Raw genomic sequence first — 24,858 nt, 5'->3', positions numbered from 1 at the left:
GAAATATGTAAAAACGGGATGGCGTAATCGCCATCCCGTTCATTATACACCTAAATCGTTTTGCAGCTCTTCTTTGATTTCCTGCAGTTTTGTATCGTTTAACTTGAAATAGTAAACACCGGCAGGTTCATAGTCATAACCCGTCAGTTGAATAGACTCAACTGATTTCAATGAAGTGATGAACGGGAACAGGCCGATGGCATCTTTAAGAGATAAGTTCATTTTCAGATTTTGCCCCATCGTATCCACAATATCATCATAAGCCGGAATTGAGCTAAGTGATTTTGATTTATCAATAATGGCGCTCAGCACTTCCATTTGTCTTTGTCCGCGTAAAAGGTCACTGTCCGCTTTACGTGTTCTTACGTAAGCAAGCGCTTCTTCTCCATCAAGCGTATGTGTTCCTTTTTGAAGAACCACTTTTCCTTTTGTATCTTTTTTGATTTGCTGAATGACTTTATCGCTTTTTACCGTTACTTTGACGCCGTTCAGCTCATTTACGACATCTTCAAAAGCTGTGAAATTGCTTTCTACGACATAATCAACTGGAATATCCAGCATTTCCTCAACTGTTTTCACAGTGAGGTCAACGCCGCCGTAGGCATGAGCATGTGTAAATTTATCGTAGCCGTGGCCTGGGATGTTGACATAGGCATCACGCGGAATGCTCAGCATTTTGGCTGTTTTTTCTTTCCGGTTAAATGTAACCAGCACATTCGCATCACTTCTTGCCTGATCGACACTCTCGCCGTTTTCCTCTCTGGCATCAATTCCTAAGAGCAATACAGAGAAAGAATCTTTACCGGGATCAAATTCTTTAATCCGTTTTACTGATTGTTCTCCGCGTGCAAGGCTGACGTGAGCTTCTTTAGAAGCATTATTCAGCTTTACATAAGCATAGGCGCCGACAGAGCCTGCCGCAATGACAAGAAAAGCCATCAAACCGGCAACGATTTTCACCCATTTTCTAAGTCGTCTCTTTTTCTTTCTGCGCTGTGATCGTTCCTCCATATCAATACCTCTCGTTCCTTTAATATTTGAAGCGTACCATTCATTTTGTCATAGGGCAACTCACCGAAAGACATTTTTCGATAAAAATTCCTATATTTATAAGTTCTTGTTCTTGAAAATTGAAATTTATAATGTGCTGAATCACCTTATATTGGACGCCGCAAGAGGGAAAATGTTTCGGCTCTATTGAAAAAAATGCAAGTAAATGATTGGAAACTTGTGATCTGCAAAAATGAAAAGGTTTAATGGCCGGAAAAAGAGGCTAAAAGATTTCTAAAAAACGCCACAGACACAGAATGATTGCAGCTGATGGAGAAAGGGAGTCATTTTTATGAAAAAGCAGTCAAATATATGGCTTTATTTTTTCGGCGCTCTGGGAGGCGCATTATACGGCTATGATACCGGAGTGATTTCCGGAGCTATTTTATTTATGAAAAAGGATTTAGGCTTGAACGCCTTTACGGAAGGACTTGTTGTCAGCTCCTTATTGGTTGGGGCGATATTAGGCTCAGGAGCGGCTGGCAAGCTGACTGACCGTTTCGGCAGAAAAAAAGCAATTATGGCGGCCGCGCTGCTGTTTTGTATAGGAGGTCTGGGTGTGGCGCTCGCCCCGAATACAGGAGTCATGGTGCTGTTTCGCATCATTTTGGGACTTGCAGTCGGAACATCGACGACCATCGTACCGCTCTATTTATCTGAACTGGCTCCAAAACAAAAACGCGGGGCGCTGTCATCCCTGAATCAGCTGATGATCACGGTCGGCATCCTTCTTTCTTACATTGTCAATTACATATTTGCTGATGCCGAAGCGTGGCGCTGGATGCTTGGATTGGCTGCTGTGCCGTCGCTGCTCTTGCTCATTGGCATTTTGTTTATGCCGGAGAGCCCGCGCTGGCTGTTCACGAACGGCGAAGAGGGCAAAGCGAAGAAGATTCTTGAAAAATTGCGTGGCACAAAAGATATTGATCAGGAAATACATGATATTCAAGAAGCGGAAAAGCAGGATGAAGGAGGCCTGAAGGAGCTGTTCGATCCTTGGGTGCGTCCCGCGCTGATTGCCGGCTTGGGACTGGCGTTTCTGCAGCAATTTATCGGAACAAATACGATCATCTATTATGCGCCAAAGACCTTTACAAACGTCGGATTCGGAAACTCCGCTTCGATTTTAGGAACGGTCGGAATCGGCACAGTCAATGTTCTCATGACATTAGTAGCGATAAAAATCATAGACAAGATCGGGAGAAAGCCGCTATTGTTATTCGGGAATGCCGGGATGGTGATCAGCTTGATCGTTCTCGCACTGGTGAATCTCTTTTTCGATAACACTCCGGCTGCCTCATGGACGACAGTCATTTGTTTAGGTGTGTTTATCGTTGTTTTTGCGGTCAGCTGGGGCCCGGTTGTCTGGGTGATGCTTCCTGAATTATTCCCGCTCCATGTCAGAGGAATCGGAACCGGGGTATCCACCTTGATGCTGCACGTTGGGACACTGATTGTTTCATTAACCTATCCAATATTAATGGAAGCGATCGGCATCAGTTATTTATTCCTGATTTATGCCGCGATCGGTATTATGGCGTTCTTATTTGTCCGGTTTAAAGTGACAGAGACGAAGGGAAAAAGCCTTGAAGAAATTGAGCAGGATTTAAGGGACAAAAACGGACAGGGAGGATCGGCTGGAAAACAGCAGACTGTCGGAACATAAAAAAGGGTGCGCGATCATGCACACCCTTTTGATTGCTCATCTTCCGACTGTGCCAAAGTTAATGATTTTGAAAGAAATATCGTATTTAAAATCAGCCTCAGAAAATATTTCATCCCAATGTCCTTTTACTTTATTCCAGTATTCAGGGTATTGAATTCGGATGTAGTCGGATAAAAAGACCGGATCGGTTTTATACTCATGCTGCAGTTTATCCATAATCCTCTTTACATCGCGTTCAAGCTTTTTCTCAAAAATGTTCTCAAGCCTGTGCAAATAGCTTTTACTAAAGGAGTTTTCATTCGGATTTTGGTCTTCTGTCAGGATACCCTTTGTGTTGACAGAAATCTGAAAGACAGGCTTTCCGTTTTCAATGGCCGGCTTGATTTTAGATTTCGACCTTTTAATCTCAAACGTAATCGGATGTCCTTTATCTGTCGTCGGCATGACGCCGCCCTGGATCGTCCCCATGACCCATGTCAGTGTCTGGGTTTCATCAGCTGAAAGAAATCCAACGAGTTTATTACTGCCGCTTTTGATAATGCCTGCCCCGTCATACTTTGCTTTTCCCTTTTGGTTTTTCACGGCTTGAATGAGAAAACTGTAGCCATTTTGGCAATAGATAGAAGCCCTGCCGATGCGCAGCGGCATCATAATCTTCCCGTTATACCCGCTGTTATTGGTTAGATCAATCAGCTTTTCGGAAGGCATCGGCAGCTGCTGCTTCGGACTTCCTTTCATAAAAATATCTCCGGCTTTCCCTCTGGCTGCCATCAAATAGCTGCTGCGCCGCAGTTCATCATCCCGGATAAAATGGTTGAAGACCTGATCTACGTTTTGATTCCTCATGAGTGTTTCTCCCAGAAGAATGACTTTTAAATGGTCGCTATAGATAGGAGGGTCTTTAATGGATACATCACTGACTGCTTCTAGAATGGTTTTCCCGTGGGATGTCACATTGACAAATTCGGGTTTTCCGGATGCTTGGCTGTCTTCACTTTGGGGAAGGAGGTTTTGATACGTTAATTTATACTGATGGTCATCAGTTTCATCGATAGCAAGCCCTCTGGCGAAAGACAGTTTTTCAATATTTTTGACATCCCAGCATCCGCAGAGCATCTGCAGCATCAGAACCATTGCTGCAAGCTTCATCATTGTCTTCATTGCAGCTGATCCCTCCCCAGTTTTTTCTGTACCCAGCTTAAAAACCAGATAAGAAATGGTATTGCAATGACACCAAGAAACACATATCCGAGAAGTGTACCGTAATAAAACACGGCATTAAGATCTTCAGGAAACATTGATAGGAAAAACGTAAAAGCCAGCAATGCAGCAAGCAGCCACGGATTGTTTTTATTTTTCAGGTGAAAGATATCTGTTAATCCAATATGCGCCCCCTTAAAGGAGCCGAGCATACATGCAAATTGCTGGGCTGTCCAGGTTAACTGTAAAAACAGGTCAAATCGTTCAATAAAAATCCCCGGGATTTCTAATGCGTGAATGAGTGAAATGGTCGGCCACGTCACTGTTTTTGCCTCAGCCACGCTCATACAGCCAATGACCATAAACAAAGTAATGCTATAGAAAACAGTCGTGGTTGCAATGCCCAAAGCGACAGCTTTTTTTACCTGCTTTGGATCTTTCATAAAGGGAACGAGATAAAAAATAATTTCAAATCCTGAAAAATATAAAAGGGTTTTAGGAAATAAATGAAAAAAACTTTGATAACCGCCTTCAAATACGGGCCGGATAAAATCTAATTGAAATAAACGAAAGCTGAACATCAGAAGCATAAGGAAAATAATAATAGTGACAGGAAAGATATACGCATATACCTTCGCAATGGGGTAAACGCCTCCGGCCACATGATAGATGGCAACCGCCAGAAAAATAATCACGACAACCGCCATCGGCGTGTTTTTTAAAAGAAAGAATCCGACAACCTCACCCAAAACCCGCGTTTGAAAGCATACGATACCGATAAAATAAAGGGAAATAAATAAATTCAAAAAGAAACCGATAAATTTTCCGGCTGCAATACTGTTGAGCTCAAAAATCGTTTTCCCTCTGTTCCGTTGAAGAAAAGGCAAAAAAAGCAGGGCGAAAATAATAAAAATAACACCCTGCAGCAGGATCATGATCCATCCGCTCGGACTGTCGGTTTCAGCGGCTGAGCGGGGAAGGGTTAAGACACCGGCACCGATCATTGTACTGCTTACCATAATAAGCGTCTGCATAAATGTAAGCTTGTCCTCTGATTGCATCATAGCTATCACCTTTGTCTGATTTTATCTTTTGTGTCTTTACGGGTAGGCCTTCTTTTTAAAAATAGGGTAGGGATGCGAATCACAGTGTCCTTTAAATCTTGTCCGGGCTGTGCCATTATCGGAATAATGTAATCCTGGCCAAAGCTTTTCAGTCGCATCAAGTGGCCGATCACAAACAGAAAGACCATGATGACGCCATACATGCCAAGCATTGCAGCACTTATCATACCCGCAATGCGAATAATGCGCAGCGGAAAGTTATAGGCGTATGAAGGAACGGTAAAGGATGCCAATGCGGTAATGGACACCACAATGACCATCAGCGCGCTGACAATTTGCGCCTGTACGGCTGCCTGTCCAATGACAACGCCTCCAATAAGTCCAATCGTTTGTCCGATAGGCTTTGGCAGCCTTAAACCGGCTTCCCTGATCAGTTCTATCGTAAATATCATAATAAAGGCTTCGACAAAAGGCGGAAAAGGCACATTCAGTCTGCTGCCTGCAATCGAAATGGCCATTCTGGTCGGCAAAAGCCCCGTGTGGAAGGAAACGAGAGAAATATATAAGCCGGGCAAATAAATGGTAATCAGGATGCTCGAATAACGAAGCAGACGAATAAGTGACATTGTAATCCAGCGTTGGCTGTAATCATCCGGTGAATGAATAAATTCATCAACCGTTGCCGGTACAATGAGAGCAAACGGGGTGCCGTCCACCAAAATGGAAACCCTGCCTTCTAACAAAGAGCTTTCTACACGATCTGGACGTTCGGTGCTTAAGATCGTCGGAAAGATCGAAAAAGGTTCATCCTCAATGAGCTGTTCAAGTGTGCCTGATTCCGGCAAATCATCTGTCGTGATGGACTTCAGCCGTTTAAACACTTCTTTTACGACATAATCAGGGGCGATATCCTGAATATATGCGACAGCTATCTTTTTTTTTGTCCTTTTGCCTATCGTCATTTCTTTTATGACGAGATTAGGGTCACTCGTCCGCTCTCGTAAAAGCGCCGTGTTTGTCCGCAGTTTTTCAATAAAGCCAATCTTCGGACCGCGTTCCACGATTTCAGAGGAAGGTTCTTCAAGGTTGCGCGTCATTAATGTTTTCGTATCAAATGCCAGGCCCGCGCTGTAACCATCAGCCAGCAAAATGGTATGTCCGGAAAAAATGAGCTGCTGTATTTCTTTTATTGTAGAGATCACACTGTGATGATAGCCGAAAAAGAAAGCTGATAAATCTTCAATCATGCCTACCTTTTGGGCTAATGATTCTTTTTGTAATGGAGAAATGACGTATTGCGCCAGAAGTTTATTTTCTGTCAAACCGTCAATATACAGTAGGCACGCCTTCTGTCTGCTGTCTCCGAAAGAAAACGTATAAAACATGATATCGTCGTTTTGCCCTAATTTTTTTTTCAATGTTTCTACATTGCGCTGGAGATCAGAGTCGATTTGCATAGTTTCTCTCCCCTTTATAAAACATATTGACGGTTTTTCTTAATTTGTATCAATAAAGGAGAATTATTCTTCATAAGGAAAAGCCTGAAACAAAGCTTCTTTTCGACGTGATATAATATAAAGGAAGCGTTTTCTTTAAAGGGTTGTCGAAAGATGATGCTTTGTACATATGTTGTCATAGGAAAAAGACAGCTTATACGGGCGTTTGTAAGGGGGGCGCACCGGGAAAATAATGATCAGCTATTTACAGGGGAGGGGTACGGATCATGACGCAATCACCGATTTTTCTAACACCTGTGTTTAAAGAAAAAATCTGGGGCGGCACCGCTTTACGAGATAGATTTGGATACGGCATTCCTTCAGAAAGAACGGGGGAATGCTGGGCTATTTCCGCTCATCCAAAAGGGCCGAGCACCGTAGCGAATGGCCCGTATAAAGGGAAGACACTGACTGAGCTTTGGGATGAGCATCGGGAAGTATTCGGCGGCGTGGAGGGGGAGCGATTTCCGCTTCTGACAAAGCTGCTGGACGTGAAGGAAGACATGTCGATTAAAGTTCACCCTGATGATTATTATGCTGGAGAAAATGAAGAGGGAGAACTCGGCAAGACGGAATGCTGGTACATTATCGACTGTAAGGAAAACGCGGAAATCATTTACGGACATACGGCCCGCTCAAAAACCGAACTTGTCACAATGATCAACAGCGGTGACTGGGAAGGCCTGCTGCGAAGAATCAAAATTAAACCGGGTGATTTCTATTATGTGCCGAGCGGTACGCTGCACGCCTTGTGTAAAGGGGCACTTGTTTTAGAAACACAGCAAAATTCAGATGCCACATACCGGGTGTACGACTATGACCGGCTTGATAACAACGGAAGGCCGAGAGAGCTTCATTTTGCCAAAGCGGTCAATGCGGCAACGGTTCCCCATGTGGACGGGTATATAGATGAATCGACCGAATCCAGAAAAGGAATAACCATTAAAACGTTTGTCCAAGGGGAATATTTTTCGGTATATAAATGGGACATAAATGGTGAGGCCGAGCTATCTCAGGATGAATCCTTCCTGCTTTGCAGCGTGATAGAAGGAAGCGGTTTGCTGATCTATGGAGACGAAAAATGTCCGCTCAATAAAGGCGATCACTTTATTTTGCCCGCTCAAATGCCCGATTTTACGATTAAAGGAACTTGTACACTTATCGTGTCTCATATTTAAACTTAATCTCACTTCGAGATTAAGTTTTTTTTTATTAAAAAAATGGAAGTGATTCACCTATAAATGAAGCATAAGCGTGCCGATAAATAAACTAGTTTTATATACTCATTGAATAAGAAAGAGGAGAAGGAATGAAAAAGAGATTAATCGCACCTATGCTTCTGTCCGCCGCGTCCCTTGCCTTTTTTGCCATATCCGGTTCTGCACAGGCTGCAGCGTATACGGACTACTCGATATATAAGGTAGAGCCGGCTAAAACGTTCAGTACAGAAAGCCAAGCCTCGCAGGCTGTCGCCAAACTGGAAAAAGACACCGGCTGGGATGCTTCCTATCAGGCTTCAGGCACAACAACGACCTACCAAATTTCCGCTGCAGGCATACAAAGCGAAGCAGAAGCGAAAGCAATACTGAGTGGGCTTACCAAACAGACAGCGATTACAGGCACGTCAAGTCCTGTCGGTAGCAAACAGCCGTATGTCACCATCACCTCAGGTGCCATTTCCGGAGAAAAACAGGCAAACACTTTGCTGACCAAGCTTAAACAGGAGACGGGAGTGGCTGGCGCTGTAAAAGCTTCAGGAACAGCTCAGTCTTATGTGAACATCACGACATCAGAAATCGCTGATGAGACAAAAGTCAAGGCGCTTATACAGAGCCTGGCTAAGCAAACAGGGATTAAAAGCTCATATCAGCCAATCACACACACGGTTTCTGTCACAGCCATTCAGTCAGGCACAATTGTGGGAGACAGCAAAGCTGAGCAGATCAAAAGCGCATTCCAAAAGGAATCAGGGCTGAAGGCATCATTAAAAGCAACGGTGAAAGGACAAGCCTACTATACGTTCACAACAGCCGCCATTTCAGGTGAAGCGAATGTCAAAAACCTATTAAATCAGCTGAAACAGAGCACTGGTATTACAGGAAGCTACAAATCAATCAATCAAAAAGCAACTGCTGAGTCATACAATGTCCAATCAGCTTATTTCAAAGGGCTGAATACAGTGAAGGACGCCATCAGCCAAATCAAGAAAAACACAGGTGTATCCGGCAGTTATCAAAAGGTTGGCAAAAGCACATCATATACCGTGAATATGAAGAGTTTAACAAAACAGCAGCTGCAAAAAGTAGACACTTTCTTTAAAAAGAAAAAGTGGCATTACACGTCATCCAGCGTCAAAAAAACGACAACGTCCACAGCCTATCAAATTACGACGGCAAAGATTTTAGGAGAGAAGCAAGCAAACAAAGCCGCAGCCTTCTTTGCTCAGAAAAAAGTAAAGGCAACGAAAACAGCAGCTGGAACAACAGCAGAAAATCAATATCAGCTCATCTCAGAAGAAACATCAGATCAAGCAAAAGTTACAAAGGGCTTGAACGTATTAAAGAAAAATCAGCTCAGTGCATCTGCAAAATCAGTCAAAAAACAATTAGCTAACACGTTTAAAATAACAACTGAATCTCTGCTTGATACAGCGAAAGTCAATCAGGCACTTACGTTTTTCAAATCGAATCACATATCAGCAGCAAGCCAGAAAACCGGTAAGACAGCAGCGAGCAGCTATAAAATCATGACTGAAGCCATCATCAGCCAAGAAGATATTGACCGCGTTTTAGCATTTTTCAAACAAAACAATGCCGCCGGCACAACAGCAAAAACAGGCGAAACGGCATATACACAATACAAAATCGTGACAGCTCAGCTCAGCAGCAAAACAGCATTGAACAAGGGGTTAACCTATCTAAAAGCGCAAAGTGTAAGCCCAAGCTACACAACCAAAACCAATACGCTTTATAAAGTCAGCCTAAACGAACAGTTCACAGGCAATGACGCAGCTGCTGCGGCATCATTGAAGCTAAAACAATTATACGGATGGACATCATCTATCGTGAAAATCAAAAACGGCCCGCAAATCATGAAAACAAATTACAATCTCTCGCTTCGTGATATGGTCCAAAAACAAATGACAGTAAGCCCGCAAACAGACGGGGCGGCTTACGTATCGCTCACTTATATTAATACAGCAACTTCAACCGTTACGGCTGATGTATTAAATATCCGGTCTACACCGGCAGTCAGCCCGACGAACGTGATCGGCCAATTAAAAAAGGGCGATAAGGTGAAAATCATCGGCCAGACAAACGGCTGGGCCAAAATCAATTTGGGCTGGCGAAACGCAAGCAGTGATGAAGTGGTTCAATATGTAGATCCGAATAACTTTTCCAGAGACAGCAAATACTACTTCCAATTTCTCAAACTGTCACAGACAGCCGGCCTCAGTGTCACTGAAGTCAATCAGAAAGTGCTTGCCAACAAAGGCATCCTGACAGGAAAAGCAAAGGCGTTCATCGATGCCGCCAATAAATACGGCATCAATGAGCTGTATTTAATCTCACACGCTCTCCTTGAAACAGGCAACGGAACATCCGATTTAGCCAATGGCTTAACCTATAACGGAAAAACCGTATATAACATGTACGGAATTGGCGCATACGACAGCAACCCGAATTACTACGGCGCCAAATATGCGTACGAGCAAGGCTGGTTCACACCAGAAGCGGCCATTATCGGCGGAGCCAAATTCATAGGCTCATCGTATATACACAACACAGCCTACAATCAGGACACACTGTACAAAATGAGATGGTCAGCCACAGCAACACACCAATATGCAACAGACATCGGCTGGGCGTACAAACAAGTAAACCGCATGTACAGCCTGTATTCATTGCTGGACGGTTATACGCTTTACTTTGATGTTCCGGAATATCAATAAAAAAAACACCTTTTGCAGCTGCAAAAGGTGTTTTTCATTTATCTTTTAAGGACTTTATCGTCTAACGGCTCCTCTTCCTCAGGGAAGACAATCTGATCGACTACACGTTCACTTGCTTTTCCGTCAAGATCATCGAAGAAATAATGAACAAATGAATCTATTTGCTCAAAGTTATACTTCTCTTCTTTAATGATCGAAATCATTTGATCTGACGTTTTCGCAAGCGGACCAGGAATAAAGTCAAAGTAATCGTAATAGAAATCACGTTTGCGAATATAATCATCTACATCATAGCTGAAGAAGATCATCGGTTTATTTAATAAAGCATACTCAAAGCACACAGAAGAGTAATCCGTAATCAGAACATCTGTTACTAGCAATAGCTCGTTAATTTCCCTGAAAGAAGAGAAATCATAAAAGAAATCGCTGTACTGATAAGGGATATTGGCATCGTTTCGTACAAACGGATGAATCTTAAATAAGAAGATATATTCATCCTTTAACTCACGATACAGACGGTCAAAATCAAGCACTTCAAAAGGATAGTGAGCTGATTGCTGACCGTTTCCGCGGAAGGTAGGTGCAAAAAGAATAACCTTCTTGTCCTTAAGAAACGGATATTCCGTATAAAGACGTTCTTTCACAAATGCCTTCTTCGCTTCATCAAAGAAAAAGTCTGTTCGCGGTACGCCAGTGGCGATGACGTTCTCAATGTCTACACCGAAGCCCTCTGCATAGTGCTTTCGTATATTTTCAGAGCTGACAATAACCTTCGTATAGTTTCTATGGTTTTTCGAATGCGGCGACGGTCCTCCGGGCAGCCCGATTCGGCTGTAGCCGAATGTCTTAAAGGCGCCGACAGCATGCCACAGCTGGACAAGGTCAGCATTTTTACGGATTTTCAACGGATAAATAATCGGATAAAAATCATCAATAAAAATGATTTTGCTTGTCGCAAAATGATAAGCCATAGACATCAGTTCAGACAGGCTTTTTCTGTCTCGAATACTGCTCTTTAAGAAAAATTTGAAATCAAAGTTTTCTTCGCGTTTCAGCAGTTCTTCATAAACAAATTCGAAGTTTCCTGTCATATCAAGCCGGCTGTCAGAAGCAAAGACGATCTTATTGGACTTAATCGGCAGCAGACGGAACACATCATAAGCAAAATGGAACAAGCTCGTATTCAGCTTGCGCAAAAAGCGGTTTGCTTCTTTCCCAGTATCTAGCTCCAAAAGGCTCGGATCAATTTCCTGCAGTTTGTTGCAAGACAAGTTAATGGTCTTTTCGCCCTCATCATAGTTAACGATCAAATTGAACTTCATCAGCTTTTTAGCAGAATGAAATTCCATCTTTGTAGCATACACATCATTAGAGAGGAAATTGCTGACGTTTCCGACCGTATGCACTTCCTGGTGTTTTACATTTTGGTCATCTACAGCTTCAATTTCGAGAAACAATTTATACTCGCCCTGCGGAAGAGGCTTGTCATTCATCAGCTTAGAAAAGTTAATTTGCTGTGAAAATCCTGCCCACTTATAGGCCCCAGGCACATTTGAAGTATCAATTGACAGCCGATCTACCGGAACATCCCGCAGTGAAACAGCTGTAAATAAAACACCGTTGTTCACCAATAATAAACGTTTACGAACCTGATCCTCTTTTTGAAGCGGCAGGCCCTTGATATACATATAACCCGCAATTTTAAGAATTGATCCATTCCAAGAAAACTCAGAAATTTTTCTGACAGGGACTTGCTGGTTTTCTTCAATTCGCTTGGTTTTATCGAAAAGAGAAAAAACCCTGTTATCTGTCGGATGGACAATGACAGCTGCATTTTCTTTTTTCGTTTTCTTTTTTGATCTGAAAAGTCTGTTCTTAATCTTTCTGGCCAGCTTCACTTTGTACCTCACTTTCTCCTAATCGGCACCAGATGTTAAAAATGATGAAATAAAATCGGCTACCCGCTCTGAAGATTTGCCGTCTTGATGGGTAATAAATGTCTGTGAAAATGCTTCAATCCGCTTTTTATCAGCCTCGTGATCACTCTCGATATCGTGTACAAGCGATGGAACATCCTTAGAAATCGGCCCGGGTACAAACGATTCAAACGGATAGTAGAAATCACGTTCTTCCAAGTAGTCTTCTAAATCCGGGCAGTAAAAATACATCGGACGTTTCAGCAGGCTGTATTCGAAAATGACTGAAGAATAATCGGTTATCAGTCCATCGGAGATTGCCATCAAATCGTACAAAGAGTACGAATCGGTTAAATCCAGCACAAAATCATCCTCTTCCGTGTGCGCATGCTTGCGCATATACGGATGAAGATGGAGCATCACGACATAATCTTTATGGTTTAGCGCCGATTTTAATTGTAGCAGATCAAGCGGGGTAGCGTCACCCTCTTGATGATGTCCGCTGCCTCGAAAAGTAGGAGCATACAAAAGCTTTTTCTTATGCTTAAGTTCAGGATAAGCCCGATGAAACTCATCCAGTACAGTGCGAATATGTTCCTTATGATAAAAATAATCCGTCCTTGGAATGCCGAGCGGCAAAATCTGCTTTTCCTCCATTTGAAAAGCTTCGGCAAAATGTGGCATGGCAGCGGGTGCACTGACAATCGCATAATCATAGTTAGAATGCACGGGAACAATCTTCAGATAATCAGAAGATGGGCCGAACGGCTTGTTCACTATGCTGTAGCCGAATTTTTTAAACGCGCCGCAAGCATGCCAAAGCTGGATGGCGACAGTTTCCTTGCGTTTTGGCACAACATACAAAGGAAAATAATAATCATCCAACAAAAGCACACGGCACGTGGCAAGGTGATATAACGAGCTGAAAAGATGAAGCAAATATGCAGCTCGTCCGATCAATCCCTTATCCATCTTGCGGAAAAGCAGGGTGATGCGAAGAGACGGATCTTGCTTCAGCTTTTCATAGACATCTTTAAAATTATCACTTAAATGATCCTCACGATAGGAAGCTATGACAACTTTGTTGTGCTGTACTGGTAATAAAGCGCTCAATAGTTTATAAGCAGTGCCGAATACTCCTTTTACGATTCGTGTAAGGAATGTTTTCACTGTTTAAATTTCCCATTCGATAACAGTTTTTCCCCAAGATGAAGTCAAATCTGCTTCAAACGCGTTTGTAATTTCCTCAATACTGCGTACCGGGAAGCGTCCGCCTACTAATGTTTCTAAATAATCAACGACTTCAGGGTATTGAGCTAAAAAGTCCACAGTACGGGCAAAATCCTCGCGTCCGCTGCGGCTGCTGCCGATCAGCGTAATTCCTTTTTCAAGCACCATTCTCGTTTCAATTTCAACAGGGTATTCAGATACGCCTAAGAGCGCTACACACGCTTCAGGATGAACATGGGCAATGATCTGCTCAATTGCGCTTTCACTGCCGCGTCCGCCTACACATTCAAATGCATGATCGATTCTGACATCCTCAGGAATGTCGTTAATTTGATAAGCTGCATCAACAAAAGAAAAATGATCAAGCTTGTAAGGTGTTTTTCCGAAGATAAACACTTTGCTGTCCGGATATTTCTTCTTCAGGAGAAGCGTCATGATAAATCCGAGATTCCCGTCTCCCCAGACACCGAATGTGTCGCGCTTCTTGTGTGCCATTCGCTCAAAGCGGGAAAGCGCGTGAACTGCAATCGTAATAAGCTCAGTAAAGGCTGCGACATGCGGATTAATGCTGTCCGGAAGTTCAACGAGCCGATCCGGCGCCATGAACATGTAATCCTGCATAAATCCATCATAGCCGCTTGAACGGAATCTGCTGGAACGCAGGTAATTCTCCGCAATGACTTCATGCTCTTCAACTGGTGTATTCGGAACCATAACAACCCGTGTTCCGACTTTAAATGTGCCTGTCGGATCAAACATGACTTTCCCGATTCCTTCATGAATCAGAGCCATCGGCAGTTTTTTATCCATCGCTTCTTTGCCCCGTGAGCCAGTATAATAGCGCTGGTCGGCAGCACAGATCGATAAATGGGTAGGACGGACGACGACCTTATCTGAATGGACAACTTTATCTTTATACGTCACTTCAAATTGTCGGGCAGAAACTAAACGATACGTTTGATTAATCATTGTGAAATTCGCTCCTGTAAAATGGCATTAGCCACTTTTAAGTCATATGGTGTCGTTACTTTAATATTAAAGACTTCACCGCGAACCAGCTTCACTTTTTCACCTGCTAACGAACAGATCTTGCAAGCGTCAGTCAGGACAGCTTTTTGTTCATCGGACAGTTTATTATAAAGCTCGACCAATTTGCTGATCCGGAAGCTTTGCGGTGTTTGCCCCTGATACATGTTATCGCGGACAGGAATATCAGAAATAAATTCCTGGTCTTCTGAAGCAATAATCGTATCAATGGCTGAGATAACAGTATCGACCGCGCCGTATTGAAGAACAGCATCAATGTTTTCGTCGATAATGCGATGAGTCAGAAAAGGACGCACAGAATCATGAGTGATGATCACGTCATCATCCTGAATGCCGAATTCTTTTTCAATATAGCGGATGCCGCTCATAATAGATTCATTACGGTCGCTGCCGCCTTCAACAACAATCAGGCGATCATCCTGCCCGATGAATTTCTTTAAAATGTCTTTTGTATGGTTAATCCACTCTTTAGGTGAAACGATTAAAATCTTATCGAAACGGTCATTTAATAAAAACTTTTCAACCGTATGAATGATAATTGGGCGTTTATTTAACGGCAAAAACTGTTTTGGCATATTGACGTTCCCCATGCGGGAACCTTTTCCACCGGCTAAAATCTCAGCATAAATCATAAAATGACTCCTTCCTTACTACAACTCATAATGTTTTATAAAGGGTTTTCATATTATTTGCAATACCGATCTCTATTATATATAAAGATCAGCTTGATTTCTCATGTACATAGCTTAAAAGCTGCTTACTGGCATTCCCTCTCGAGTACAGATTCCACTCGCGTGAAAAGCGCTCCACTTCAGATTGGAGCTTGTCCATATCTTTCAGCTGGTCCAAGAGCATTCCTGAATCATGGCATGGCACCCCGGGTATCATCTCAGTATAATGCTGAATTAAACCGCGGGTTCTGTTGTAAGCCTCCATATCATACGTATAAAACAAAATGGGTTTGTCCAGCAGCGCAAATTCAAAAGGGACAGAAGAATAATCTGATATTAACAGGTCGCTCATTTTTAAAAGGTCTGCAAGAGGGAGATCTGAAACATCCTTTATCCACGCACTATCCTCAGGTAATTCAGCAGATTGCTTTATAACAGGATGAAGTTTTACTGCAAGTAAATATTCTCCTTTTAAATCATGCTGCAAGTGTTTTTCTGTAAACGGCAGCGAAAAGCTTTCGAACCGGTCGTCCCTAAAGGTCGGCGCATACAGAATGATTTTTTTCTCTGCCGGCAGATGATATTTGCTTTTAAGGTCATTGCTGTTTTCCCGCGCCTCATAGTAAGCATCGGTTAAAGGCACACCAAACCGAAGAAATGTATCACCTTTTATGTCGAAAAATTCCTTGAATATGTCAGCCATATGTTCAGAACCGACGACAATCCGATCAAATGAAGCATACACTTTTCGAAAGCGTCTTACGTCAGCCCGTGACCGGTTTTGTGTGTTGATATCCTTTAACCCAAATCGCTTAAACGCTCCGTTCGCATGCCAAACTTGGATACACTCGATATCAGGCCTGCTGGTAAGAACGGTCGTCAAAACAAAATAATTATCAACAATCACAGATTTGCTGCTCAGCATAGAAAAGACCGCTTTACATATATGAAGCGGGTTTTTTTCGTTAATAACTGAAACAGTAAGCGAAGGAAATTCCTTTTCCAGCGATTTGGCATGCTGGGTAAGCAGCACATGAATAGGAAAGGAATAGTGTCCCTTCTGATATTCCTTTAATATTGCACGGGCATTATCAGGAAAGGAAACGAGAAGGGTCACTTGACTTCCCGGTTTGACCCAAAAGAGCAATGTGCCAATGACTTTGACGAACACATAATAAAAAAACGCAAACCAGGATTTCATTCTGTCATCAGCTCAAAATGGCTGTCACAGATTGTCCGCAGGCGCAGGGAAAGATTCATACATTTCATTACATACCATAGCTCCTTTTAGACCGATTACAGATGGCGTGATTGATCCTTGACCTGTCCTGTATATTGCGGCTTTGCTGAAGCTCGTTCATGTTTCAGCACGGCTGTAACATACTTAGGAATGCTCAGCATTCTTCTCCAGCGTGCAGGATTGGTGATCAGCCTGTACATCCACTCAAGGTGAAAACGGATAAAAAATGAGGGCGCTCTTTTTACATTGCCGCTGAACACATCAAAGCTTCCGCCAAGCCCTACAGCAACAGCCTGAGGGAATAAATGTCGGTATTTATGGATAAAGAACTCCTGATTAGGATAACCTAACGCGACAAATACCATATCAGGATTTGCAGCCGCAATCTTGTCTGCCACCTCACGCTGATCTTTCACATAGCCGTCAGAGTATCCGGCAATTTCAATCCCGGGAAAATCACGTTTAACTCGCTCAATTGTTTCCGCAATCACATGCTTAGCCGCACCGTAAAAGAAAACCCGTTTTTTCTTTTGATCGGCTTTCTCAAGCAGAGACGTAAACAAATCATAACCGGCGATTCTGGATTGAAGAGGTTTTCCAATCATTTTGGAAACCAATACAACACCAATGCCATCCGGCAAAATAAAATCAGCAGACGAAAGAACCGCTTCATAACGAGGATTCTGCATCGCTTCAAATCCGATTTCAGGATTCGCTGTTACGATGAACGCACCTTTGTTTTGATCCAAATATGACGTTTCTAAATGTGATACAAATGAAGTCAGTTCACTGTCTACAAAATCTAATTGATTAATGGGTTTCGTTTGCATCGTATCAACCCTCCTTTTCATCTATATGTCTATAAAAAACACGTGTCATTCGTATAGTTTGATTAAAGACTCTTTGCCTGAAAACATTTTACTCTATCTTACCACAAAAATCTTTAGGAACTTTTAACATTCACATTACAATTCCTTCACGTTTTGACGATGAATTAATATGAGGAGGGCGTACAGAATAAATGACGCAGCAGAAAGAAAATCGTTTCACTGGCTGTGAAAAAACAAATCAGTAATTTTGGTGTCAAGTGATTATCGAAATGATACAATAGAACTATTGACAATGAGTCTTGAAACCTATTTTGGATTTTCCATTTTTTAAACACCCTTAACTTTTATAGGTGATTATGCTATTATTGTTAAATATTAATGATACGTGAAATTTATGTCGGAATTATTAAGACATTGTAAAAAAGTTTGGTCTTTTCTCTCAACACTGAAAGGAGTTTTTAAAGTGAAAAAAGTTATTACTTATGGCACGTTTGACTTGCTTCATTGGGGTCATATTAAATTGCTTGAACGTGCTAAAGAACTTGGTGACTATTTAGTGGTTGCAATTAGCACTGATGAATTTAATTTGCAGAAACAAAAAAAAGCCTATCATAGTTATGAACATAGGAAGCTAATTTTAGAAACAGTCCGTTATGTTGATGAAGTGATCCCTGAAAAAAGTTGGGATCAAAAAATTCAGGACATAAAAGACCATGATATTGATGTTTTTGTAATGGGGAATGATTGGGAAGGTAAATTTGATTTCTTAAAAGATCATTGTGAAGTGGTTTACCTGCCAAGAACTGAAGGGATTTCTACAACTAAGATAAAAAAAGAGATTGCAAATTTGTAGATAGATTATTTTTTATAGAAGTAATTCAAAGTTGCTTCTTTTTTTCTTGTGTTCACACTATTTATTGAAGTTGTATGTTTGAAGACTAAAGTTCTCAATATTGAAATGGAAGGCATATTTTTTAAATGAAAAAGAAAAAGTTACTTACTAAAATTTATTCCATTCTTTTTTTCTTAATTGGCAAATTACCCAAAAACAAGAAAAAGATTATGTTTGAAAGTTATTTAGGCAAACAATATAGTTGCAATCCCAGAGCTATATTTGAGTATCTTAAACGAGAAGAAAACCATTATCAATATGAAATGATATGGAGTGTTAATAAGAAATACGAAAAGGTATTTAAAGAACTTGGTTTGAAATACAGTAATAGGTTTTCCGTTTCTTGGTTATGGAATATGGCAACTGCTAAATATTGGATTACGAATAGTAGGCTCCCTTTGTGGCTTCCAAAACCTAAAAGTACGATGTACATTCAAACATGGCACGGAACTCCATTAAAAAAACTGGCTAACGATATGGAAGAAGTTCATATGCCAGGAACAAATACAGAAAAATACAAACAGAATTTCACAAAAGAGTCAAGTAAGTGGGATATTTTAATTTCTCCAAATAAGTATTCTACAAAAATTTTCCGAAGTGCTTTTAAATATAGACAATCAATTTTAGAGACTGGTTATCCGAGAAATGACATTTTGTCCTCTAAAGATACAGAAACATATATAAATGAAATAAAAAAACAGTTAAATATACAAAAAGAGAAAAAAATAATTTTATATGCACCAACTTGGCGAGATGATTCTTATTTTACTAAAGGCAGTTACAAGTTCAATTTAGAGTTGGACCTGAAATTATTTAAAGAACAGTTAGGTGATAAAGCAGTTATTCTGCTTAGAATGCACTATTTGGTCACACAAAATTTTAATTTGAAAGAATATGAAGGATTTGTATTAAACGTTACTAACTATCCTGATATAAGAGACTTGTACCTTATTAGTGATATGTTAATAACAGATTATTCTTCAGTTTTTTTTGATTTCGCAATATTAAAAAAGCCAATAGTATTTTTTGTTTACGATATTGAAAATTATAGAGATAAGTTAAGGGGCTTTTATTTTAATATAGAAAAATTGGCTCCAGGACCTATAGTTAAAACTAATAAAGAGTTGATTAAGGAAATAAAAGAATCATTGCAAAATTCTCCTTTTTTAAAAAATAATTATGAAAATTTTCATAATGAATATTGCGAATTAGAGGATGGGAACGCAACCAAAAGAGTAGTAGAAAGTTTGTTTTCAAAGACAAAGTAGTTTTATTGGAGGTTTAAAATGAAAGGTATTATTTTAGCTGGAGGAACAGGATCAAGGCTTTATCCTATAACAAGAGGGATATCGAAGCAACTTGTTCCTATATATGATAAACCTATGATTTATTATCCGTTATCTGTATTAATGTTAAGCGGGATAAAGGAGATATTAATTATCTCTACTGAAAGAGATCTGCCGTTATTTAAACAACTGTTGGGTAACGGAGAAAATTTAGGTTTAAGTTTGACTTATGAGATTCAGAAAAAACCTCGTGGACTTGCCGATGCATTTCTTATAGGTGAGGAATTTATTGGTGATGATAATGTAGCTCTGGTGCTTGGAGATAATATTTTTTATGGGCAAGGATTCACTAATTTGTTAGATAAGGCTGTTTCGCTAAAAGAAGGTGCAATCGTTTTTGGATATTATGTTAAAAATCCAGAAGATTACGGGGTAGTTGATTTTGACAGTGAAGGTAGAGTCATAGGTATTGAAGAAAAACCTAAAGTTCCAAAATCAAACTATGCTGTTCCAGGTTTATATTTTTATGATAATAATGTAATAAATATTGCGAAAAAAATCGAGCCTTCTGAACGGGGAGAATTAGAGATTAGTTCTATTAATGAATACTATTTAAAACAGGGCAATTTAAAGGTCGAAATCATGGGCAGGGGAATGGCATGGCTGGACACAGGGACACATAAAAGTTTATTAGAAGCGAGTAACTACGTAGAAGCTGTACAAAATAGACAAGGGCTTTACATAGCATCATTGGAAGAAATTGCCTTTCGGAAAGGATATATTAGCGCAGAAAAGTTGCATAAGTTAGCATTACCATTAAATAAAACAGAATATGGAAAATATTTAATCAAATTAGTTGAAAACAATGAAATTAAGTCTTAGGAGAGAAAAAGGATGAAAACTTATTTAGTAACAGGCGGAGCAGGGTTTATTGGTTCGAACTTCATATTATATATGATGGATAAGTATCAAGATATTACTATTATTAATATAGATGATTTAACTTATGCAGGAAACCTTGATAATCTTAAAAAAGTTGAAAATAAGAGTAATTATTACTTTGTTAAAGGTAATATTGCAGATAAAGAGATAATTGAAAAGATATTTAAAGATTTTGAAATAGATTATGTTGTGAATTTTGCTGCAGAGTCTCATGTAGATAGAAGTATAGAAGACCCTGAGATTTTTGTTAAAACAAATGTATTAGGAACAATGAATTTATTAAATATATCTAAGGAAAATTGGATAAATGAGGATGATTCTTTTGAAAAAGGAAAGAAGTTTATTCATATTTCTACTGATGAGGTATATGGATCTTTAGGAGCTGATGGATTGTTCTCTGAATCAACTCCTTTAGATCCTCATAGTCCATATTCTGCCAGCAAAGCATCAAGTGATCTTCTTGTGAAGTCATATTTTGATACATATGGATTTCCAATAAATATAACAAGATGCTCAAATAACTATGGTCCATTGCAATTTCCTGAAAAAATGATTCCTGTAATTATCAGCAATTGCTTAGATTTCAAAGAAGTGCCTCTCTATGGAGATGGACTTAACATAAGAGATTGGTTATATGTGGAAGATCATTGTGCTGCTATTGATTTAGTAATTCATAAGGGAAGCCTTGGTGAAGTATACAATATAGGTGGAAATAATGAAAAAACTAATATTGATCTTGTAAAAACAGTTATAAAATTACTTCAAGAAAAAGTAGACTCAAAAATTGATGAATCACTTATCAAATATGTACAAGATAGAAAAGGTCACGACCGTAGATATGCTATTGATGCATCAAAAATTAAAAAAGACTTGGATTGGGAGCCTTCTACTCAATGGGAAAAAGGTATAGAGAAAACTGTTAATTGGTATCTGAATAATAAGGAATGGCTTGCTAATATTTTGAATGGGAATTACAGAAATATATAGAGATTTAACGGAAAATTCCCCAAACCTTACATTAAAGGTCCGGGGATTTTTTCATGGAAAGAATACAATAGAGGTGTGATTAATTGATTAACTTTATAAAAAGATTCTTGAAATTAATTGTTAAAAGAAATATACAAAATCATAAAGTGCAAATAATTCAAAATGAAAACAATATCAGTTTTAAAGTCACTGATTTCAATAATGTAGGCAGTAATTATCTAGTATTAAAAGACAGAAGTTCAGGAAGAAGAATTAAGAAAAAAATCCACGGGAGCAAAGTGAATTTTAGCTACACTGAAATTTTCAATATTAGTGAAAAGGCTATATTAGATATGTATGTTGTTTGTAGAGTTTATAACAAGTATATAAAGAAAAGAACTCCTTTTTCCAATGATAATTTAAGAATGAATATTTTTGATAAAGAAAGCAATATAAAATTACGTCCTTTTAAGACAAAAAATAATTACTTATCTATTATTGTAGAAAAGTCTTACTTCACGCAAAAAGTTTATACATTAAAAGCAATTGGGCATAATTTATACATTGAGGGGACTTTAGATTCTCAAATCACTCCCAAGGATGTAAATAAAGTTGAAGTTATTATTACAAGAAGAGACAAAAAAAAATCTTATGGCTTTGAAATTCAATCCTTCGCAGTAAATAAACAGAGATATGAATTTAAAGGGTTATTAACGATGGACAAAATTAGAAATGACCTGGCTGTAAATAGTCGTTGGGATCTGATTTTACAAGTCAGGGATTTAAATAATTCTGTCATATTTAAAGAATTGATAAATATGAGCGAGTTCTCTAACTTTGAAAATGAAGAAGATCGTTATTTACTTGTGAACAAAGATACATATGAGGATATGCAATTTGTCTTCTATGCAACGATGGGCAAAGAAAGCTTGGCAATGTGGTATACAGATAAACATCAATTTGAAAAGACGTATAACATTGCAAAGGGAAAAACTATTTTTAATCAAGTTTGTGAATCAAATCCAATTAATAAAAAAATGATTTTCTTTGAAAGTTTTCTTGGAAAAAGCTATTCCGGTAACCCCAAATATATATATGAAAAATTGCTTGAATTGGGCTATTCTAATCAGTTTATATTTATTTGGTCTTATTCAGGAAAATCTATTATTCCCGGCAACCCAATAATAGTTGAAAGAGAAAGCGAAGAGTATTTTAAATACCTAGCAGAATCTAAATACTGGGTCAATAACATCATTTTCCCAGTGCATAGAAAAAGAGAAGGAAATATTTACTTACAAACATGGCATGGAACACCATTGAAGAAATTAGGTTTTGATATAGAAGTAGATGGGCCAGAAAAACTTGCAAGAGAAAACTTTTATTTAGAGTCAAGGAATTGGGACTATTTAATATCAGCAAATAGATACTCAAGTAATATATTTAAAAGAGCATTTAAATTCAATAAAAGAGTATTTGAATTAGGATATCCTGCAAATGACATATTTTTTAAAAAAGATATTTCAGGATTAAGAGATGAATTGAAGGAAAAGGTAGGAATTCCAAAAGATAAAAAGGTTATTTTGTATGCCCCAACTTGGAGGGACAATGAATCCTCAGCGTCTTGGCAACATTCCTTTGAAATAAAAATTAACCTAAATGATTTTATGGAAAGATTATCTGATGAGTACATTTTGCTATTAAGAATGCATCATTTAATTTCTGATTCAATTGTTATTCCTGACGAATATAAAGATCATATATTTAATGTGTCATCTTATGATGATATACAAGAATTATATGTCATTTCTGATATTCTTATCACTGATTATTCTTCAGTCTTTTTCGAATTTGCTAATACAAAAAAACCTATATTGTTTTTTGCTTATGATTACAATTTGTATAAAGAAGAGATTAGGGGTTTCTACTTAGACATGAAAAAGGATTTGCCCGGCCCAATATTACAGTCGAGTGAAGAGCTATTGAATTCTATTAAGAATATAAAACAAGTAGAACTAGAATACAAAAGTTCCTATGATAAGTTTATAAAAAAGTATTGTGAAATAGAGGATGGAAATTCAGCTAGAAAAATCATTGAAGAGGTTTTTTAATTAAGGAGGATACTAAACTTGAATAAAAACGTTCTAATCTTTCCATGTGGTTCTGAGATCGGTTTGGAAATTCATAACGCTTTAAAGTATGTAAAAGGACTGACTTTATACGGTGGTTCTAGCATCAAAGACCATGGCACTTATGTTTACAAAAACTATATAGGTGACTTTCCAAATATAGATGCAGAAGATTTTATTGATTTCTTAAACGATATGATATCAAAGTTCGACATCGATTTTATAATTCCTGCTCATGATAGTGTAGTCTTAAAATTAGCCCAATATCAAAACAGCATTAATGCGATTGTTGTTACCTCTTCTAAGGAAACATGTGAAATAGCTCGATCTAAAAAACTAACTTATCAGTTTTTTGAACATGAGGACTTTGTACCGAAAATGTATACTCAAATAAACGAAATTAATACTTATCCTGTTTTTCTTAAACCTGATGTTGGACAAGGTTCTAAGGGAGTAGCAAAAGCTAATAATAAAGAGGAACTTTTATTTTATAAAAAACAAAATAAAGATCTGATTGTATTAGAATATCTCCCAGGTGAAGAGTATACTATTGATTGTTTTACTGATAAACATGGTTCTTTAAAGTTTGCAGGAAAAAGAGTTCGAAAAAGGATTAAAAGCGGAATTAGTGTTAATTCAGTAACTTTACCTTTAGATGAGGAAGTTAAAAGGATAGCAAAGATTATTAATGATAAAATTGAATTTAGAGGAGCTTGGTTCTTCCAACTTAAAAAAGATAAAAATAACAAATATAAACTTTTAGAAATAGCTCCTCGCATCGCTGGAACTATGGGTCTTCACAGAAACAAAGGGATTAATTTTCCTTTGCTAAGTTTGTATGACAGAATGGATTATGCTGTCGAAATTACAAATAACAACTTTGAAGTTGAGGTAGATAGAGCGTTAATTAATAGATTTGAACTGAATATCTCATATAAAAGAGTCTATGTTGATTTTGATGATACTATAACATATCGAGAAAAGGTTAATCCAATGCTTATGCTATTTTTGTACCAATGTTCAAGCAAGGGTATAGAGTTAATATTAATTACAAAACATGTATATAATATCAGAGAAACTTTAGAAGCTTTAAAAATAAGTCCTGCACTTTTTGATGAGATTATACATTTAAATAAGCAAAATAAAAAATCTGAAAGTATTAATAATGATTTACCTGCTATCTTTATAGATGATTCTTTTGCAGAGCGCAGCGAAATATACAATTTTAATATCCCAGTTTTTGATATAGATGCAGTAGAGTCTTTAATTGATTGGAGACAATAG

General features: G+C 38.8%; 19 protein-coding genes. 9 read left to right on the top strand and 10 right to left on the bottom strand.

Annotation, left to right across the window (positions count from 1 at the left end; translation table 11 throughout):
- Positions 1-42: 42 nt before the first annotated feature.
- Complete coding sequence (gene tagT, locus M1M80_RS18665; RefSeq protein WP_060399634.1) at positions 43-1,011, bottom strand: polyisoprenyl-teichoic acid--peptidoglycan teichoic acid transferase TagT; 969 nt, start codon at positions 1,009-1,011, stop codon at positions 43-45.
- A gap of 331 nt (positions 1,012-1,342) precedes the next feature.
- On the opposite strand from tagT, the gene M1M80_RS18660 reads away from it, so the two are divergent.
- Complete coding sequence (locus M1M80_RS18660; RefSeq protein ID WP_003235555.1) at positions 1,343-2,716, top strand: sugar porter family MFS transporter; 1,374 nt, start codon at positions 1,343-1,345, stop codon at positions 2,714-2,716.
- 36 nt (positions 2,717-2,752) lie between these two features.
- Here the strand turns inward: M1M80_RS18660 and M1M80_RS18655 are convergent, their stop codons facing one another.
- The 3 genes from M1M80_RS18655 to gerBA are packed head-to-tail and all read right to left on the bottom strand — an operon-like array spanning position 2,753 to position 6,437.
- Complete coding sequence (locus M1M80_RS18655; protein WP_060399633.1) at positions 2,753-3,877, bottom strand: Ger(x)C family spore germination protein; 1,125 nt, start codon at positions 3,875-3,877, stop codon at positions 2,753-2,755.
- Positions 3,874-4,980 carry a spore germination protein GerBB gene (gene gerBB / locus M1M80_RS18650; protein WP_060399632.1) on the bottom strand — a complete coding sequence of 369 codons (1,107 nt, stop codon included), beginning with the start codon at positions 4,978-4,980 and terminating at the stop codon, positions 3,874-3,876. The genes M1M80_RS18655 and gerBB overlap by 4 nt, the downstream gene beginning before the upstream one ends.
- A gap of 5 nt (positions 4,981-4,985) precedes the next feature.
- Positions 4,986-6,437 carry a spore germination protein GerBA gene (gene gerBA, locus M1M80_RS18645; protein WP_060399631.1) on the bottom strand — a complete coding sequence of 484 codons (1,452 nt, stop codon included), beginning with the start codon at positions 6,435-6,437 and terminating at the stop codon, positions 4,986-4,988.
- Between the two features lie 266 nt (positions 6,438-6,703).
- Here gerBA and manA point away from each other — a divergent pair, with 266 nt between their 5' ends.
- On the top strand, positions 6,704-7,654 hold the full coding sequence (gene manA, locus M1M80_RS18640) for a mannose-6-phosphate isomerase, class I (RefSeq protein WP_060399630.1): 951 nt from the start codon (positions 6,704-6,706) through the stop codon (positions 7,652-7,654).
- A 131-nt stretch (positions 7,655-7,785) separates the two neighbouring features.
- Positions 7,786-10,428 (top strand): N-acetylglucosaminidase, encoded by a 2,643-nt coding sequence (locus M1M80_RS18635; RefSeq protein ID WP_060399629.1) that lies wholly within the window; start codon positions 7,786-7,788, stop codon positions 10,426-10,428.
- A gap of 38 nt (positions 10,429-10,466) precedes the next feature.
- Here the strand turns inward: M1M80_RS18635 and M1M80_RS18630 are convergent, their stop codons facing one another.
- From M1M80_RS18630 to M1M80_RS18605, 6 genes are all read right to left on the bottom strand, one after another.
- Positions 10,467-12,326: a CDP-glycerol glycerophosphotransferase family protein gene (locus M1M80_RS18630; protein ID WP_060399628.1), complete on the bottom strand. Its 1,860-nt coding sequence runs from the start codon at positions 12,324-12,326 to the stop codon at positions 10,467-10,469.
- 18 nt (positions 12,327-12,344) lie between these two features.
- Complete coding sequence (locus M1M80_RS18625; RefSeq protein ID WP_060399627.1) at positions 12,345-13,514, bottom strand: CDP-glycerol glycerophosphotransferase family protein; 1,170 nt, start codon at positions 13,512-13,514, stop codon at positions 12,345-12,347.
- 3 nt (positions 13,515-13,517) lie between these two features.
- Positions 13,518-14,543 carry a ribitol-5-phosphate dehydrogenase gene (locus M1M80_RS18620; protein ID WP_003235523.1) on the bottom strand — a complete coding sequence of 342 codons (1,026 nt, stop codon included), beginning with the start codon at positions 14,541-14,543 and terminating at the stop codon, positions 13,518-13,520.
- Positions 14,540-15,253: an IspD/TarI family cytidylyltransferase gene (locus M1M80_RS18615; protein ID WP_003235520.1), complete on the bottom strand. Its 714-nt coding sequence runs from the start codon at positions 15,251-15,253 to the stop codon at positions 14,540-14,542. The genes M1M80_RS18620 and M1M80_RS18615 overlap by 4 nt, the downstream gene beginning before the upstream one ends.
- A gap of 88 nt (positions 15,254-15,341) precedes the next feature.
- A complete protein-coding gene (locus tag M1M80_RS18610; protein ID WP_060399626.1) occupies positions 15,342-16,493 on the bottom strand; it encodes a CDP-glycerol glycerophosphotransferase family protein in 1,152 nt (383 codons plus the stop codon).
- Positions 16,494-16,588: 95 nt separating this feature from the next.
- On the bottom strand, positions 16,589-17,362 hold the full coding sequence (locus tag M1M80_RS18605) for a WecB/TagA/CpsF family glycosyltransferase (RefSeq protein ID WP_003235516.1): 774 nt from the start codon (positions 17,360-17,362) through the stop codon (positions 16,589-16,591).
- Between the two features lie 463 nt (positions 17,363-17,825).
- On the opposite strand from M1M80_RS18605, the gene tagD reads away from it, so the two are divergent.
- From tagD to M1M80_RS18575, 6 genes are all read left to right on the top strand, one after another.
- On the top strand, positions 17,826-18,215 hold the full coding sequence (gene tagD, locus M1M80_RS18600; protein WP_060399625.1) for a glycerol-3-phosphate cytidylyltransferase: 390 nt from the start codon (positions 17,826-17,828) through the stop codon (positions 18,213-18,215).
- Positions 18,216-18,340: 125 nt separating this feature from the next.
- A complete protein-coding gene (locus M1M80_RS18595) occupies positions 18,341-19,522 on the top strand; it encodes a CDP-glycerol glycerophosphotransferase family protein (protein ID WP_060399624.1) in 1,182 nt (393 codons plus the stop codon).
- A gap of 18 nt (positions 19,523-19,540) precedes the next feature.
- Positions 19,541-20,422: a glucose-1-phosphate thymidylyltransferase RfbA gene (gene rfbA, locus M1M80_RS18590; protein ID WP_060399623.1), complete on the top strand. Its 882-nt coding sequence runs from the start codon at positions 19,541-19,543 to the stop codon at positions 20,420-20,422.
- 12 nt (positions 20,423-20,434) lie between these two features.
- A complete protein-coding gene (gene rfbB, locus M1M80_RS18585; protein ID WP_060399622.1) occupies positions 20,435-21,469 on the top strand; it encodes a dTDP-glucose 4,6-dehydratase in 1,035 nt (344 codons plus the stop codon).
- Positions 21,470-21,552: 83 nt separating this feature from the next.
- Positions 21,553-23,556 carry a CDP-glycerol glycerophosphotransferase family protein gene (locus tag M1M80_RS18580; protein ID WP_248596953.1) on the top strand — a complete coding sequence of 668 codons (2,004 nt, stop codon included), beginning with the start codon at positions 21,553-21,555 and terminating at the stop codon, positions 23,554-23,556.
- Between the two features lie 18 nt (positions 23,557-23,574).
- Entirely contained in the window at positions 23,575-24,858 is a 1,284-nt protein-coding gene (locus M1M80_RS18575) for an ATP-grasp domain-containing protein (RefSeq protein WP_060399621.1), read from the top strand.

It is taken from the genome of Bacillus inaquosorum (assembly GCF_023238325.1).
Lineage (GTDB): Bacteria > Bacillota > Bacilli > Bacillales > Bacillaceae > Bacillus > Bacillus inaquosorum.
This window is presented reverse-complemented; position numbering and strand designations above follow the sequence as displayed.

Coding starts and splice junctions, on each gene's coding strand:
- M1M80_RS18595 (WP_060399624.1), top strand. CDS start 18,341: ATGAAAAAGAAAAAGTTACTTACTAAAATTTATTCCATTCTTTTTTTC.
- M1M80_RS18610 (WP_060399626.1), bottom strand. CDS start 16,493: ATGAAATCCTGGTTTGCGTTTTTTTATTATGTGTTCGTCAAAGTCATT.
- gerBA (WP_060399631.1), bottom strand. CDS start 6,437: ATGCAAATCGACTCTGATCTCCAGCGCAATGTAGAAACATTGAAAAAA.
- manA (WP_060399630.1), top strand. CDS start 6,704: ATGACGCAATCACCGATTTTTCTAACACCTGTGTTTAAAGAAAAAATC.
- M1M80_RS18655 (WP_060399633.1), bottom strand. CDS start 3,877: ATGAAGACAATGATGAAGCTTGCAGCAATGGTTCTGATGCTGCAGATG.
- rfbA (WP_060399623.1), top strand. CDS start 19,541: ATGAAAGGTATTATTTTAGCTGGAGGAACAGGATCAAGGCTTTATCCT.
- rfbB (WP_060399622.1), top strand. CDS start 20,435: ATGAAAACTTATTTAGTAACAGGCGGAGCAGGGTTTATTGGTTCGAAC.
- tagT (WP_060399634.1), bottom strand. CDS start 1,011: ATGGAGGAACGATCACAGCGCAGAAAGAAAAAGAGACGACTTAGAAAA.
- M1M80_RS18635 (WP_060399629.1), top strand. CDS start 7,786: ATGAAAAAGAGATTAATCGCACCTATGCTTCTGTCCGCCGCGTCCCTT.
- M1M80_RS18605 (WP_003235516.1), bottom strand. CDS start 17,362: ATGCAAACGAAACCCATTAATCAATTAGATTTTGTAGACAGTGAACTG.
- M1M80_RS18615 (WP_003235520.1), bottom strand. CDS start 15,253: ATGATTTATGCTGAGATTTTAGCCGGTGGAAAAGGTTCCCGCATGGGG.
- M1M80_RS18660 (WP_003235555.1), top strand. CDS start 1,343: ATGAAAAAGCAGTCAAATATATGGCTTTATTTTTTCGGCGCTCTGGGA.
- gerBB (WP_060399632.1), bottom strand. CDS start 4,980: ATGATGCAATCAGAGGACAAGCTTACATTTATGCAGACGCTTATTATG.
- M1M80_RS18620 (WP_003235523.1), bottom strand. CDS start 14,543: ATGATTAATCAAACGTATCGTTTAGTTTCTGCCCGACAATTTGAAGTG.